The following is a 14,864-nucleotide window of genomic DNA, read 5'->3' as shown; positions in this document are numbered from 1 at the left end:
CTTAAGCTTAAGAATCCTACGAAATCAGGAGCAAGTCACAAGTCAATCTATCATATTCTTGAAAAGCCTGAATAAATTGATGAAAAAAGCATCATTTTAAAGGCTCTCTTTCTTATTTTTTTTGTATATAATAAAAGGAAGATAAAAAAGGAATGTGAATTATGACTCAGCAGTTAAATGTCGATCCAGCAGAAATCAAAAAATTTGAAGATATGGCCTCTCGTTGGTGGGATCTTGAAGGTGAATTTAAACCACTACACCAAATTAACCCATTACGTCTGAACTATGTATTAAACAATGCCAATGGCTTATTTGGTAAAAAGGTATTAGATGTGGGCTGTGGTGGTGGCATTCTAGCTGAGAGCATGGCAAATCAAGGTGCTGATGTTATCGGATTAGATATGGGTAAAGAACCCCTTACCGTCGCTCGCCTTCATGCATTAGAAACCGGTACAGAACTAGAATATATACAATCGACGGCAGAACAACACGCAGAAGAAAATCCTGAAACCTACGATGTAATTACTTGTATGGAAATGCTTGAGCACGTTCCCGACCCTCTTTCTGTTATTCGTTCATGTGCAAAGATGGTAAAACCTGGTGGCCATGTATTTTTCTCTACATTGAATCGTAATATTAAATCTTACTTATTTGCCATTGTTGGTGCAGAGCAACTTCTTAAACTGGTACCTAAAGGCACACATGACCACGACAAATTTATTCGCCCTTCTGAATTATTAAAGATGCTAGACCAAACCGCATTACAAGAACAAGGCATTACAGGCTTACATTACAATCCATTAACAGATGTCTATTCATTAGGCAAAAATGTTGATGTAAATTATATCGTTCATACCACTTTGTAAGTTTCATCACCTGCCTATCACATTTATCACTCTTTATCTGTGTTCTTAATACAAATAAAGAGTGATGTTTTGTGTAAATATTTCAATTATCATCTTGTTTACTAAAGCTCCATTAATCTCCAAATTAGAACAACAAAACAGCATTTTTTTTTGATAATAGAAGATCCTTCTAAACCACAAAAATCAAGGAAAATATTTTTTTTACTGCCTACTTCTCACCCATTACGAAATACGTTATTTCTGATCTCTTGATATACCTAATCTAACTCGGTTAGTGCCTACTTACTGTTTTTTTTAATTCAGAGGTTATCCACAGGGCTATCTTATTTTCAGACTTGATTACCTGTCAATTTATCATTATCTTGTAGCTAATTACTTATTAAGCCCTATATGTTGTGTTTACTTCAAAATTCAACGCAATGAGCTTGATCACAAATTAATAACGAAAATTACAAATATTACATCTTTCGTTCTTCATCCTAAGGAAAAGTAGCAAATGACCCAACAGCTTACCGTTACTAAGCGAAATGGCACCACAGAAAAGATCAATCTGGATAAGATCCATAAAGTGATCACCTGGGCTGCAGAAGATCTAGATAACGTTTCAGTGTCTCAAGTTGAAATGAAGTCTCACATCCAATTTTATGATGGCATGAAGACATCTGATATTCATGAAACCATTATCAAAGCAGCGGCCGATCTTATTTCTGAAGAAACGCCAGATTACCAATACCTTGCGGCTCGTTTGTCAGTTTTCCACCTTCGTAAAAAAGCGTATGGCCAATTTGAGCCACCAACACTGTTTAATCACGTTAGTAAGCTAATCGAATTAGGTAAATATGATAAACATATTACTGAAGATTACTCAGAAGCAGAATTCGACTTGATGGATCAAATGATCGATCATAATCGTGATATGGATTTTTCATACGCTGCAGTTAAACAACTTGAAGGTAAATATTTCGTTCAGAACCGTGTAACGGGCGCGATCTACGAAAGTGCACAATTCCTTTATATCCTTGTTGCTGCATGTTTGTTTGCAAAATATCCAAAAGAGACTCGTCTGGATTATATTCAGCGTTTCTACAACGCAACCTCTACATTCAAGATTTCATTACCAACACCGATCATGTCTGGTGTTCGTACGCCAACACGTCAATTTAGCTCATGTGTTCTGATTGAGTGTGATGACAGCCTAGATTCAATTAATGCAACTGCTGGCTCTATTGTACGTTATGTATCACAACGTGCAGGTATTGGTATCAATGCTGGTCGTATCCGTGCACTTGGTTCTGAAATCCGTGACGGTGAAGCATTCCATACCGGTTGTATCCCATTCTACAAATACTTCCAAACAGCGGTAAAATGTTGTTCTCAAGGCGGTGTTCGTGGCGGCGCAGCAACCTTGTTCTACCCTATTTGGCACCGTGAAGTAGAATCATTATTGGTTCTTAAAAATAACCGTGGTGTTGAAGAAAACCGTGTTCGTCATATGGACTACGGCGTTCAAATTAACAAGCTTATGTATACTCGCCTAATTAAAGGGGAGCACATCAGCTTATTTTCACCTTCTGATGTTCCTGGCATGTACGAAGCTTTCTTTGCTGATCAAGTCGAGTTCGAGCGTCTGTATCTTAAATACGAACAAGATACATCAATTAAGCGTGAAACAATCAAAGCGATTGAGCTGTTCTCGTTACTAATGCAAGAGCGAGCTTCAACAGGTCGTATCTATATTCAAAACGTCGATCACTGTAATACACACAGCCCATTCGACCCAAGTGTTGCTCCAATTCGCCAATCTAACTTATGTTTAGAAATCGCTCTTCCAACTAAGCCATTAACACACGTTAATGACGAAGAAGGTGAAATTGCATTATGTACTCTGTCTGCATTTAACCTAGGTGCGATAGAGAAATTAGAAGAGCTTGAAGAATTAGCAGAATTAGCGGTACGTGCGCTTGATGCGCTACTTGATTACCAAGACTACCCATTACCAGCGGCTTACAAATCAACAATGAACCGTCGTACGTTAGGTGTAGGTGTTATTAACTATGCTTATTACTTAGCGAAAAATGGCGTTAAGTACTCTGATGGCAGCGCGAACGGATTAACACATAAAACGTTTGAAGCAATTCAATTCTATCTTCTAAAAGCATCTGTAAATTTAGCGAAAGAACAAGGCGCTTGCCCTGCTTTCAATGAAACTACTTATGCTCAAGGTATCTTACCTATCGATTCTTACAAAAAAGACATCGATAATATATGTAGTGAAGAATTACATTTAGATTGGGAAGAATTACGTTCAGACATTAAAACTCACGGTTTACGTAACTCAACGTTATCTGCATTGATGCCGTCAGAAACCTCTTCACAAATCTCAAATGCAACGAATGGCATTGAGCCACCACGTGGCTTTGTATCAGTAAAAGCATCTAAAGATGGTATATTAAAGCAAGTTGTTCCTGATTACGTTAATCTAAAAGACAACTATGAGTTACTTTGGAATATCGGTTCAAACGATGGTTACCTTCAACTGGTAGGTATCATGCAAAAATTTGTTGACCAAGCAATTTCAGCAAACACAAACTACGATCCTAACATTCAGCCAAATGGCAAAGTGCCAATGAAGCTATTGCTAAAAGATTTATTGACCGCTTATAAGCTAGGTCTTAAAACACTTTATTACCATAACACTCGTGATGGTGCTAGCGATTCACAAGGTGATCTAGGACAAGATGACGATTGTGCAGGCGGCGGTTGTAAGATCTAACGTTTCACTTTAAAATTCAGCCCGCTACTTTTAGCGGGCTATTTATTTTTTAGCTTATTTTCATATAGTTATACCAACACATGCTTCTAACAAGTATTTATTGGTATAATTATTTGATTAGAATAAAGCCACTCTCTTCCTTTGGCTTGATAATATTGAGGTTTCCATGGCGTACAGTACTTTTCGACAAGAAAAAAATGATCAATTGAAAGAACCAATGTTCTTAGGTAACTCAGTAAACGTTGCTCGTTATGATCAACAAAAGTTTCAGATCTTTGAAAAACTTATCGAGAAACAGCTGTCTTTTTTTTGGCGCCCTGAAGAAGTTGATGTTTCTGGTGATCGCATTGATTACAATAACTTACCAGAGCATGAGCAGCACATCTTTATCAGTAATTTAAAGTACCAAACGCTACTAGATTCAATTCAAGGCCGTAGCCCAAATGTTGCCCTACTTCCTTTAGTCTCTCTACCTGAACTAGAAACGTGGATTGAAACATGGTCTTTCTCTGAGACTATCCACTCACGTTCATACACACATATTGTTCGTAACATCGTCAATAACCCATCAATTATTTTTGATGATATTGTTGAGAATGAAGAGATCCTAAAACGCGCTAAAGACATTGCGCACTATTACGATAACTTGATCCAGGCGACCAATGATTACCATCGTTTAGGTGAAGGTACGCATACTATTAACGATGAAGAAGTTATCGTTTCAAAACGCGAACTAAAGAAAAAACTTTACCTTTGTTTAATGTCTGTAAATGCACTAGAAGCCATTCGTTTCTACGTGAGTTTTGCTTGTTCTTTTGCTTTTGCAGAACGCAAATTAATGGAAGGAAATGCAAAAATCATCAAACTGATTGCTCGTGATGAAGCCCTTCATCTAACCAGTACTCAGCATATGGTAAATCTACTTCGTACTGGTCAAGATGACCCTGAATTTATAGAAATAGCAGCAGAATGTGAACAAGACTGTTTCGACTTATTTAAAGCCGCAGCTGAGCAAGAAAAAGAATGGGCTAACTACCTATTTAAAGACGGTTCAATGATCGGTCTAAACAAAGACATTCTTTGCCAATACGTAGAATACATTACTAATCTACGTATGAAAGCCGTTGGTCTTAACAGTGCATACGACGGCGCAACTCAGAATCCGATCCCATGGATTAACTCTTGGCTGAGTTCTGATAATGTTCAGGTTGCACCTCAAGAGACTGAGATTAGTTCATACCTTGTTGGGCAAATTGACAACGACATGGATGCTGATGATTTAGGCGATTTTGAGCTTTAAGTTTATCTAAAAAAACCGAGCCTAGCTGCTCGGTTTTTTTATATCTGCAATTTATGACATCATCCACAAATTGAACTTATTAATAGCACTAAAATGAGACATCACTTCATATAATCATCTATATATGCAATAATTTCTTGTAATAAAACAATAATTATAAAAGTAAATTATGGCTAAGAATCAATGGAATGATTATTTACTGGAACAAGTTCGCCAGTTACCCTCAGCTTCATCCAAGGAGCAGGTTCAATTTCATCTGAATACAATTACAGTCGAAGCACTGAAACAAAAACAAATCATTCCACCACAATTTGACTATATATTTCAAGCTTACCTTCTTTCTTGTTCAGGAAGACTCATCGAATCTATTGCTTTATTTTTTGATGCCGTTACTTTTGCCCAACAAAATAAACAAGAGTTTTTAATCTGTTTCTGTAATTATAATATTGGTACACTTTACGGGAAGCTTGGTAACTATTTTTATGCCCATAAATTTTTAACAAAGGCAGAAAAATCACAGCAATTTTGTGATAGTTATATAACAGGGCTAATTAAAAACAATATTGGTGATATTTTCCGCCAAATTGGCAATTTCAACGAAGCTCTGACTTACCTCTATGACGCAAAGAAACGACTAGAGCAATATGGTTCAAAATCATCAATTGCTTTACCAATATTTAATATCGCTGAAATTAAAGCAAAACAATGCCGTTTTACTGAATCTCAAGCCCTGCTAGACTCTCTTTTTCAACACATCCAAAATGAACCTCGATTTTTAGGTTTTTACTATAAAATCAAAGCAGAAATCGCAAATGGATTAGAACAAACAGACGCAGCGGAAAGATACCATTTGCTTTCTATTGAAAAAATGAAGGTAAGCCAACACGATTATTATTATGCTGAAATGATCTTAGAGTACTGTCATTTTTTAACTAGTCACGACAAATACTCAACTCTTGATCAATATATCAAGCAAGGGTTAAATATAGCTAAAGCAATCGAAAGCGATAAGTTAATTGATGGCTTTAATGACATTATTTTACTTAGAATTAAAGACATTAAAGAAATAGAAATTAGAGAAAAACATTATCAAACATTGACCTCTTCTCTACTTAATTCTAGAAGAGAATTACTTAAAAGAGAAAGTGATTATCTGCAACAACTTTACCGTCTTAATACAGCTAAACTTGAACTTAGTACTGTCAAATCATTATCTGATAATTTAGCTTTGATTAATAAAATTGGTCAATATATTAATCATAGCACTGATATTCAAAGTGTTTTGCCTACGATTCACAATGATCTTTCAACTTTATTCCACATAGATACATTAGCGCTGGGCTTTTATAATAAAGAACAAGATAATATTACTATTCATTGTTCCGATGATAAACAACCCGTTACACAGCCATGGATAAGTCATTGTAAAAATGAGGCCACTTATATGAGCTATTGTATAAAAAGTGACTCTTCTTTTTACTTTAATCATATGAATTCAGAGAGAAAAGTGGTGATGCTAGGAGAGAATTGTGATAAACGAGTGACTTGTAAATCTGTCATGTTTTCTCCAATTAAGTTTAATGGAGAAGTACAAGCTTGCTTTACTGTACAAGCAAAAGAGAGCTATCAATACCAAGCGTTTCATTTTGAATTATTTATTCAATTAATTAACTATATTTCAATTGCACTAGAGAACCAGCACAACCGACAACAGCTACTCCACTTGTCGCAGACCGATCATTTAACCCAACTTTGGAATCGTAACTCTCTTGAATCACACTTTAATCAATTCAAACGACAATCGACTCAACATTATACGGGGATCATGCTTGATATCGATCATTACAAAGAATATAACGATACTTATGGCCATATAGCCGGAGACGAAGTATTAATAAAAGTAAGCAACTTAATTAAAAAACATTTTCACGGTTTACAGACACAAGTTCATCGCTATGGTGGGGATGAGTTTTTTATTTTAATTACCAAGAACAATCAAGATAAAATACACAATAAAATAAAATGCTTACTAAATGAGATTGAATATTTGTACATTCCTCATAAGAACTCACGTTGCTCTGATTATATATCTGTATCCATCGGAATAAGCTATGCTGTCGATCCTTTAGGTTCGCTGACTCTTAATCAATTAGTTGAACAAGCCGACAAAGCTCTTTATGAAGCGAAAAGAAATGGCAGAAATTGTTATTATGAAAGTTATCAAATAGAAAGCGTTGTCTAATACATTTCATATTACTGTCTCTATTTTTTAGTTGTATTATACTACTCTCACCAATCTATTTTAGCAGAGTCACTTTATATAACATGACAAAAATACGCATCAATAAAGTCATCACATTAGATAATAAACCTAATTTGTCCTTGCTAGAAATAATGGAAGATAAAGGGATGATCATTGAATCCCATTGTCGCAATGGTGACTGCGGGACATGTCGCTGTACATTAGTGTCTGGTGAAATCAGTTACCTATCATTCCCTTTAGCATTTTTAGCACCAAATGAAATCTTACCTTGCGTATGTAAGGTAGAAAGCGATCTTGTCATCGAAGGTGTTAATTTTCAATTTTCCGAAAAAAAAGCATAAAAAACGGCCCTATTGGCCGTCTTATCTATTTTTAATTAAACCTATGTTTATCGCAAAGCACTTTGAGGAACATAAATTTCAGATTCCCTGCTTAACGATTCATAATGGCCAAACATCGGTTTCTTCTCTAAGCATCGACGTAGCATATCAAGCATAAGTGTGGATATTATTGAACGCATTTCATTATAGCTGTAGTTACGTTTTAAGCTAACCAATTGCCCCCACTCTCCGTAGGGTGTAGACAATGCAACTGCTACTTTGCCTTGAATCATTGGTCCTGATGATAAACCAATCGCTGTTTGAGTTCTTTCACGAGTTGCAGCGGCTAATGCCAGAGCTGCGGCTAAAGGATCTTGCCCTGCCATCTGTTGGTCAACAACTGATGATAAGATCCAACCTTGTTTCATATTGGCTCGGATTTGCTCATCTTCTTGTAACCAACTCGTCAACCACCCACCAGTTGCTTGCTCTGCTACTGTTAGATTTAACGTAAACTCACTTAATAAGGCACCAACGTTAGGAAGCATTGATTCATCAACACTAACCACATTATCACCAAGTAAATGATACATTCTTTCTAAAACAGGAAAACGACCGTCATGATTGGCAGGACCGAATAACTTAACTTCTATAAAAGGTAAAGAAGAACGATATCCAATCTCAAACCCAGAAGGTAACCGGATTTGCTGCAATTTATCTTGAATTCCAGATTCAGATAAACCAAAAGTAAATAAACGGCTACACTCGGAGGTTTCTACCATAGGATGCCATTGTTTCATGCGAGGTAGAATTTGATGTTCAACCATGACTTTAAATTCAGAAGGGACACCCGGAGTGAAGATAACAATCGATTTATTCACTTCGATAAAGAAACCACAAGCCGTTCCAACTGGGTTATCTATAAGTTGAGCTCCATCAGGAAGCATTGCTTGTTTGATATTACTACGTGGCATCTCTTTGCCTTGCTCTAAATACCGAGCTTGCATTCGTTCTAGCCAATACTGAGACATTACCAAAGAAGTATTTAATACTTTTGCAGCCGCTTCCCCTGAAATATCATCAGACGTTGGCCCTAATCCACCATTAACAATAACAACAGAAGCATTTTTAGACTGATGCTGAATTTCAGCAACTAATGATTCAATATCATCGCCCACAGTTGAACGATTCGATAGCTTGAAGCCATGCTGGTAAAACAGTTGAGACATCCATGCAGCATTAGTATCAACAATATCCCCATGTAGGACTTCTTCACCTGTGCTAATCATCGCAACTTGCAACATGCACCCTTCCTCTTTGATATCTCTATAGTTATGTCTAATTTATCACATTAAGTGATTTAAAAAACCTATCTTACTTTCAATTATAGTGAATATTCTAACTACCGACCGCTGTAATCTTTTATTTACATAAAGTGTAATTTAAATTATACAAACAATTGAATTTGAATTCGATACGGCGTACATTAACAACATTGAAAAAGCACTCAGTTTGAACTGATTTAATATAGAAGATGTATAAATGAAGACAAAAGTTCTCGGAAGTTCTCTCATTATCGCAGGAACAACTATTGGTGCAGGCATGTTAGCTTTGCCTTTAGTCTCTGCTAGTTTAGGTTTCTTTACAGCAAGTCTCCTTATGATTGGCATTTGGGCGATCATGAGTTACACCAGTTTATTGATGCTAGAAGTCCATCAATATGGACAACGAAGTGCGACATTACATAGCCTTGCACTCCAGTTTCTTGGTAAAAATGGGCAACGAATCGCTACCTTTTCAATGCTATTTCTTTTTTATGCCCTATGTGCGGCTTACATCGCTGGTGGCAGTGAACAATTTCATTCAAAAATTAATACCATTTCACCTTTTGAATTATCAAAAACAGGTTCTACCGTTCTTTTTACGGTGATCGTTGCCATTGTTATTACCTTAGGCACTAAAACGGTTGATTTTATTAACCGTGGTTTATTTACGTTAAAGCTGATCATGCTGGTCGCTATTTTATTTTTCTTAACACCTAATATTACTGGCGAATACTTACTGTCTCTTCCTGTACATCAAGGTGTATTTGTTACAGCTCTGCCTGTGATTTTTACCTCTTTTGGTTTTCATGGCAGTATTCCAGCAATTGTTAATTACCTTGATTTAGATATCAAAAAAATAAAAACCAGTTTACTTGTTGGATCATCGCTTCCTTTGATTATCTACTTATTTTGGCAAGGCATTACACTAGGCCAATTATCTCAAGTCGAATTTGAACAAATTAACGGATTAAATCAATTTATCACCACGATACAACAGTCGATTGATCATCAATTTATTCAACTTGCTTTATCATTATTTGCAGATTTAGCGCTATTAACATCCTTTATTGGTGTAAGTTTAGGCCTGTTTGAGTTTTTACGTGATTCATCCAAAAAATGGCAACAATCTTCGTTAATGACAGCCTTATTAACTTACACCCCACCACTGATGTTTGCTCTTTTTTACCCACAAGGTTTTATTACCGCGCTCGGTTATGCCGCTATTGCTCTTGTAATTTTAGCTTTATTTCTACCAGTTGCACTTGTTGTATCTGCTCGTAAGACCCACAAAGAGTCAGAATATAAAGTTATCGGTGGTAATTTAGCTCTATTAATCGTTCTGATTTTTGGTGTTGTTATTATTGGAAGTCAGCTTTTTTCTTCACTATAAATACTCTTATATTATAAAAAACTGAACTAATTCCACATATCATAAACCTCTGTATTAAATGCCTATTTAGCTCGTTCAAAAGAGATTAGATAGGCTTTTTTTTGCTTTTATGTTTTGCAATTCTCGCTTAATAGTAGATAATTGTGATCTAGCTCAGTATTTAATTGATTAAGGACTTTTTGTGAAAAAACAAGCAATAGCCAGTTTGCTTTTAGGATGTGCAGCGTCAACGCCCGCTTACGCACTAAATACTAATAGCGCTTATGATATGGAATATAAAAGTGACTGTTCTACAAACATTTACTCTAGCTATTGCGCAACGTCTTCTTTTAATTTGTCTCCAATGCGACTAGATGGCGATACAACCCCATCAAAAGTAGCTGAAGCTGATATGTTTTCTGCAGATGCAAACCTACCTCATTATTTACGAGTCTCTGATGAACGAGATTGGGATTACCTATTAGAGCAGTCTTATACGATTCTTGGGCTAAGTGTTGCTACTGTGGGTTTAATGACTTTTTTACCAGAAAGCATTACTAAATGGGATTCTGAAGATTCGAGCCTTAAAGGTCTAGGCAGTAAATGGAAAGATAACGTCAGTGCAGGCCCTGTATGGGATAAAGATGAGCATTTCTTAAACTATGTAATGCACCCTTACTTTGGTGGTGTTTACTATACTGCTGCTCGTCACGCTGGCTTTAATGAATTTGAATCTTTCTTATATTCAACCACTATGTCTACTTTCTTCTGGGAGTATGGTGTAGAAGCATTTGCCGAAGTTCCATCAATACAAGATTTATTCGTCACGCCTTTCTTTGGTGCGGTTGTTGGTGAGTTAATGCTGCAACAAGAATTAAGCATTACAGATAATGGCGGTGAAGTAATGGGTTCAGAGGCTCTTGGTAGCTTCAGCTTATTCTTCTTAAACCCTGTTGGTCACATTCATTATTGGGTAACTGACGCGTGGGGTGGCGACACTGAAGTAAATTTAGCATACAACGCTTGGTTTAGTAATGGTGATGCCGCTCAATTTGCTTATGATGCTGGAATGCCTTACACCGACCAATTTGTGGGTCTTGAATTTAAATTGAAATTCTAAAAACACTAAATTACAGACACAAAAAAGCCGAGAGAGTCTCGGCTTTTTTGTGTCTTAAAGAAAGTTACTAAAACATTAAGCTGCTTTGTAAATCACTTTATTACCCGTAAGTTGCTCGCGCACAACAAGGTTTTCTTCAACTAGCTTTTTCAAACCACCTGTTGCCCATGCTGCTGCTTTTGCTTCTTCTTGACCTGCGGCTACACCAATTTCTTTTGAATTGATGCCTTCAGCACTCTGGCAAACAATATCAAATACAGTCTGTTGTTTTGGTGTTAGAGCGATATCTGTTGCTTTAGGTGCTGCTGCAACGACTGCTACTTCCACTTTTTTCTCAACTGGTTTAGCTACTTTTGCAGGCTTAGCTGCTTTTTTCACTTCAGTTTTTGGTGCTGTTGCTTTAATGCGTTTATGCAGCTTAGACTGTACTTTGCGTTTGTGAGCAATTTTCATGAAACGTAAACTCCGTTGCGCTATACCTTGTTTTTAAGCGTTATATACAAAAAAACGATAGCGGAAAAAAGATGTCAATTCCTAAAGTGAAACTCAAATAGTTGTATTGGAATTGGCGAAGCGCGTTTTATACCAAAAAACGCGCTATATTTATAGGGATGGTGACACTGTATGGCGAAAAGTACGGCACTTTTGCCAAATTTCTTACCAAAATGGCATTTCATCCGCAACAAACGGGTTTGTTTTACGTTCATAACCAAATGTAGATTCAGGACCATGACCTGGTACAAATTTCATATCATTACCTAAAGGCCACAGTTTTGTTTTGATTGAGGAAATAAGAGTCTCGTAATCGCCTCTTGGGAAATCAGAACGACCAATAGCGCCTTTAAACAATACATCACCAACAAAGGCCATTTGAGCTTCTTTGTTAAACAATACAACATGACCTGGTGTATGACCTGGCGTATGCAGCACATGCAATACTTGATTGCCAAATTCAACGCTATCACCTTCATTTAGCCATTGATTCGGTTCAAATGAATCTGTATGCGGAAAACCAAAACGCTGACTTTGGTTTGGAAGGCTTTGTAACCAAAAATCATCCTCTTTATGAGGCCCAATGATTGGAGCGCCAGTTAATGCAGCTAAAGGTTCAGTGCCACCAACATGATCTAAGTGACCATGAGTTAATACTAGCTTAACGATATCTACATTCAGCGCTTCAATCGCTTGCATCAATAGGCTAACGTCACCACCAGGATCAATGACAACGCCTTTCATTGTTTCATCACACCATACAATTGAACAGTTTTGTTCATAAGAAGTCACTGGAATTATTTGATATTGTAAACTCATGATTTTCTCTTCCTAAAATAATTACACTAAGAATACCACGGCAATAATTTTAGGGGAATGCAGATATGCCTTACCTATTTTCGACGATTAGTTCGCTATGATATTTGGCTCCAGTGATTATCCCACATTACATTGGTTTGGTGGCTTGTCACCGCGCCTCTTTCCGTTCTATTAATCACTTTTCCAGTGCCCGAACTTATGTGCCATTGAGGTAAATCACGACCATTACTATTAACTACCACTCCAGAAGCATCCGCTAATGTGGCTATCTCAACTAATTGATTGGTTTTTAAGTTCCATACGCCATAACAATTGCCTCTCGGTGACGTCGCTACAACATGATCCCCAAGAACAGCAATACTGGCAATGTAATGATTAAAACGTAGCCACTCTTCAGGATCTGCATTTAGTTGAACCAAGGGTTCTCCGCGTCGATGCACGGCAACCAGTGGCGCTCCATCTTCTGGCTCTCCACGATATTGTTGTCCACACAACACTCGGCCATCATCGCTTAAGGATAAATGGCGAATACTCAACTTATGATCAGGCAAACCAACCGATTCGAGTACCTCTCCTGTTTCTGTAGATAAGTAAACTAAGGCAGGTTCCATTGATGCTAAATTAACAGGGACTCTGCCTTTAGTATGAACACCACCAACACCAATGGCTAAGGTTGTGTCATCAACACGAATGACCTCATGTGGACCAATACCAAACCCTGAGAACTCTTTCATTTTTATTAATTGAGTTCCTTGCAATTGATAAACCCCAATCACACCTTGGCTAGTCTCTTTCTCTCCCTCGGTCGTATAAAGTGTTAAGCCATCATAAGAGAACACCCCATGCCCATAAAAATATCGATTAGGCATTGATGGGGTAATAGAATAGCTCACACCAGTTTTTATATTAAACAGTTGCATGTAATTACCCGGACGACGCGCAAAGGCAACTGCCAACTCACCATTCGGCGTAATCGCAACACCATGCCCTCTTTCTGGTAAAGGGATAGAATGGATTGGATAACCTTCACTGTCAGCCACCACTGCGCCAAAACGACCATTAGCCGTTCGGGAGCAAGAGATTAAAGCCGCTTTTTTATCTAGATTAGAGACCGACGAACACGCTGTTAGCCAAGGAGATAATGCGACCGCCCCAAAACTGCCTTTCAATAGCTTTCGTCTTTGATTATTAATCGCCATCGGTTGCATTAAACCCTATAGCAATATTTAATTCGATAGCAACTTCTTCGTGAATTAGATACTTCAAATACTCTAATTTATTGTATAAAGCCAAGGTGTTTTGATAACCAGATTTCGTCTGTAGCTCAGAAAATAGCGATGACGATTCAGGCCATGTCTCTAACGTAGAGTTAAAATGGTCTTCTATTCTTTCAGCTAAATCTGAGTGGCCTTGATCTTTTAAATACTGATTAAGTCCTGAGCCATTCGCTATATATAGTTGCTGCATCGCTTCTACATTGTATTTAAGCCAAGTTAGCGAGGTTTCTGAACGCCACGACTCAGAAAAATAAGGACGAGGTTGTCCTATTTTAGCCAACGGACGACTAAGCTTCTTCATACTGTAATCAAGTTGATTAGCAAGCAATGCGATGTATTCATTTAACCACATGGTTTCATCTAACTGTGTCCATGGATTTATCTGCCATACTTGAGCCATTTTTTTCGTATTAAGTGCCAAATTTTCAGTAATAGCTTGACCTAATTGACACGATTCTTCTGCTGGCAACGTCGATGCCGGATCAAATAATAACCACTCCACCGCACCTAAACCTTGGGTAGTCACACTCTGTTGTTGGATCAACTCACTATTCCACGTTTGATCTTTTTTCAACAGTTGAGACATTTTGCGCCCAGTGGTGTTTTTCTTGTCCGGCCAAAATTGAATATTCCAATTTAAGCTCAGCGCCGCTTCTGGTCCTCTCTCTTGACCTTGCAATGCCATCCACGATTGCATGGTTTGTTGCCACTGCATAACAACCGTTTCTTTTGTTGTTTGATTTGCACAATACCCGTCAAAACTCTCAGCCAATCGTTGACTAGATCCAACTAAGCGTTGAGCTGATTGTTGTTCAATATAATAAACATGGTCAATCATATTGGTGGAGTTAGGAACTTGATTCGCTTCATTAGTACTTTGACAGGCAGTAAGTAACACCGTGCAGCTCAATAATAAATAGATAGTTTTCATGACTACTCC

12 protein-coding genes are annotated in these 14,864 nt (G+C 37.3%); 7 read left to right on the top strand and 5 right to left on the bottom strand.

Translation table 11 applies throughout. From position 1 onward, the window contains the following. Positions 1 to 161: 161 nt before the first annotated feature. The 5 genes from ubiG (at position 162) to yfaE (ending at position 7,543) form a co-directional block, all read left to right on the top strand. Entirely contained in the window at positions 162 to 866 is a 705-nt protein-coding gene (gene ubiG / locus A6E06_RS04220; protein ID WP_065591784.1) for a bifunctional 2-polyprenyl-6-hydroxyphenol methylase/3-demethylubiquinol 3-O-methyltransferase UbiG, read from the top strand. A gap of 496 nt (positions 867 to 1,362) precedes the next feature. Next, a complete protein-coding gene (gene nrdA, locus A6E06_RS04215) occupies positions 1,363 to 3,639 on the top strand; it encodes a class 1a ribonucleoside-diphosphate reductase subunit alpha (protein WP_065591783.1) in 2,277 nt (758 codons plus the stop codon). A 166-nt stretch (positions 3,640 to 3,805) separates the two neighbouring features. Beyond that, the gene (gene nrdB, locus A6E06_RS04210; RefSeq protein ID WP_065591782.1) at positions 3,806 to 4,939 is read left to right on the top strand and encodes a class Ia ribonucleoside-diphosphate reductase subunit beta; all 1,134 of its coding nucleotides are present in this window, start codon (positions 3,806 to 3,808) and stop codon (positions 4,937 to 4,939) included. A gap of 169 nt (positions 4,940 to 5,108) precedes the next feature. Next, a complete protein-coding gene (locus A6E06_RS04205) occupies positions 5,109 to 7,181 on the top strand; it encodes a sensor domain-containing diguanylate cyclase (protein ID WP_065591781.1) in 2,073 nt (690 codons plus the stop codon). A gap of 83 nt (positions 7,182 to 7,264) precedes the next feature. Then, positions 7,265 to 7,543: a class I ribonucleotide reductase maintenance protein YfaE gene (gene yfaE, locus A6E06_RS04200; protein ID WP_065591780.1), complete on the top strand. Its 279-nt coding sequence runs from the start codon at positions 7,265 to 7,267 to the stop codon at positions 7,541 to 7,543. 47 nt (positions 7,544 to 7,590) lie between these two features. Here the strand turns inward: yfaE and A6E06_RS04195 are convergent, their stop codons facing one another. Beyond that, positions 7,591 to 8,826 (bottom strand): CinA family nicotinamide mononucleotide deamidase-related protein, encoded by a 1,236-nt coding sequence (locus tag A6E06_RS04195; RefSeq protein WP_065591779.1) that lies wholly within the window; start codon positions 8,824 to 8,826, stop codon positions 7,591 to 7,593. A 238-nt stretch (positions 8,827 to 9,064) separates the two neighbouring features. Between A6E06_RS04195 and A6E06_RS04190 the strand changes: the two genes are divergently transcribed. Both A6E06_RS04190 and A6E06_RS04185 read left to right on the top strand, forming a co-directional pair. Beyond that, complete coding sequence (locus A6E06_RS04190; protein WP_065591778.1) at positions 9,065 to 10,237, top strand: aromatic amino acid transport family protein; 1,173 nt, start codon at positions 9,065 to 9,067, stop codon at positions 10,235 to 10,237. A gap of 181 nt (positions 10,238 to 10,418) precedes the next feature. Continuing rightward, positions 10,419 to 11,336 (top strand): DUF3943 domain-containing protein, encoded by a 918-nt coding sequence (locus A6E06_RS04185; protein WP_065591777.1) that lies wholly within the window; start codon positions 10,419 to 10,421, stop codon positions 11,334 to 11,336. A gap of 75 nt (positions 11,337 to 11,411) precedes the next feature. Here the strand turns inward: A6E06_RS04185 and A6E06_RS04180 are convergent, their stop codons facing one another. The 4 genes from A6E06_RS04180 to A6E06_RS04165 form a co-directional block, all read right to left on the bottom strand. Continuing rightward, positions 11,412 to 11,789, bottom strand: coding sequence for a hypothetical protein (locus A6E06_RS04180; protein WP_065591776.1), 378 nt, complete (start codon positions 11,787 to 11,789; stop codon positions 11,412 to 11,414). 204 nt (positions 11,790 to 11,993) lie between these two features. After that, positions 11,994 to 12,647, bottom strand: a complete 654-nt coding sequence (locus tag A6E06_RS04175) for an MBL fold metallo-hydrolase (protein ID WP_065591775.1) — start codon at positions 12,645 to 12,647, stop codon at positions 11,994 to 11,996. 95 nt (positions 12,648 to 12,742) lie between these two features. Then, a complete protein-coding gene (locus A6E06_RS04170; RefSeq protein ID WP_065591774.1) occupies positions 12,743 to 13,846 on the bottom strand; it encodes a DUF1513 domain-containing protein in 1,104 nt (367 codons plus the stop codon). Next, positions 13,836 to 14,855, bottom strand: coding sequence for an imelysin family protein (locus tag A6E06_RS04165; protein ID WP_065591773.1), 1,020 nt, complete (start codon positions 14,853 to 14,855; stop codon positions 13,836 to 13,838). Before A6E06_RS04165 ends, A6E06_RS04170 begins: the two co-directional genes overlap by 11 nt. Positions 14,856 to 14,864: the final 9 nt, after the last annotated feature.

The sequence above is a fragment of the Aliivibrio sp. 1S175 genome, assembly GCF_001690985.1.
In the GTDB taxonomy this organism is placed as follows: Bacteria; Pseudomonadota; Gammaproteobacteria; order Enterobacterales; family Vibrionaceae; genus Aliivibrio.
The sequence above is the reverse complement of the archived record's forward strand: the minus strand, read 5'-3'. Positions and strand labels throughout refer to the sequence as shown.

Coding starts and splice junctions, on each gene's coding strand:
- A6E06_RS04180 (WP_065591776.1), bottom strand. CDS start 11,789: ATGAAAATTGCTCACAAACGCAAAGTACAGTCTAAGCTGCATAAACGC.
- ubiG (WP_065591784.1), top strand. CDS start 162: ATGACTCAGCAGTTAAATGTCGATCCAGCAGAAATCAAAAAATTTGAA.
- A6E06_RS04165 (WP_065591773.1), bottom strand. CDS start 14,855: ATGAAAACTATCTATTTATTATTGAGCTGCACGGTGTTACTTACTGCC.
- nrdA (WP_065591783.1), top strand. CDS start 1,363: ATGACCCAACAGCTTACCGTTACTAAGCGAAATGGCACCACAGAAAAG.
- yfaE (WP_065591780.1), top strand. CDS start 7,265: ATGACAAAAATACGCATCAATAAAGTCATCACATTAGATAATAAACCT.
- A6E06_RS04195 (WP_065591779.1), bottom strand. CDS start 8,826: ATGTTGCAAGTTGCGATGATTAGCACAGGTGAAGAAGTCCTACATGGG.
- A6E06_RS04190 (WP_065591778.1), top strand. CDS start 9,065: ATGAAGACAAAAGTTCTCGGAAGTTCTCTCATTATCGCAGGAACAACT.
- A6E06_RS04170 (WP_065591774.1), bottom strand. CDS start 13,846: ATGGCGATTAATAATCAAAGACGAAAGCTATTGAAAGGCAGTTTTGGG.
- nrdB (WP_065591782.1), top strand. CDS start 3,806: ATGGCGTACAGTACTTTTCGACAAGAAAAAAATGATCAATTGAAAGAA.
- A6E06_RS04205 (WP_065591781.1), top strand. CDS start 5,109: ATGGCTAAGAATCAATGGAATGATTATTTACTGGAACAAGTTCGCCAG.
- A6E06_RS04175 (WP_065591775.1), bottom strand. CDS start 12,647: ATGAGTTTACAATATCAAATAATTCCAGTGACTTCTTATGAACAAAAC.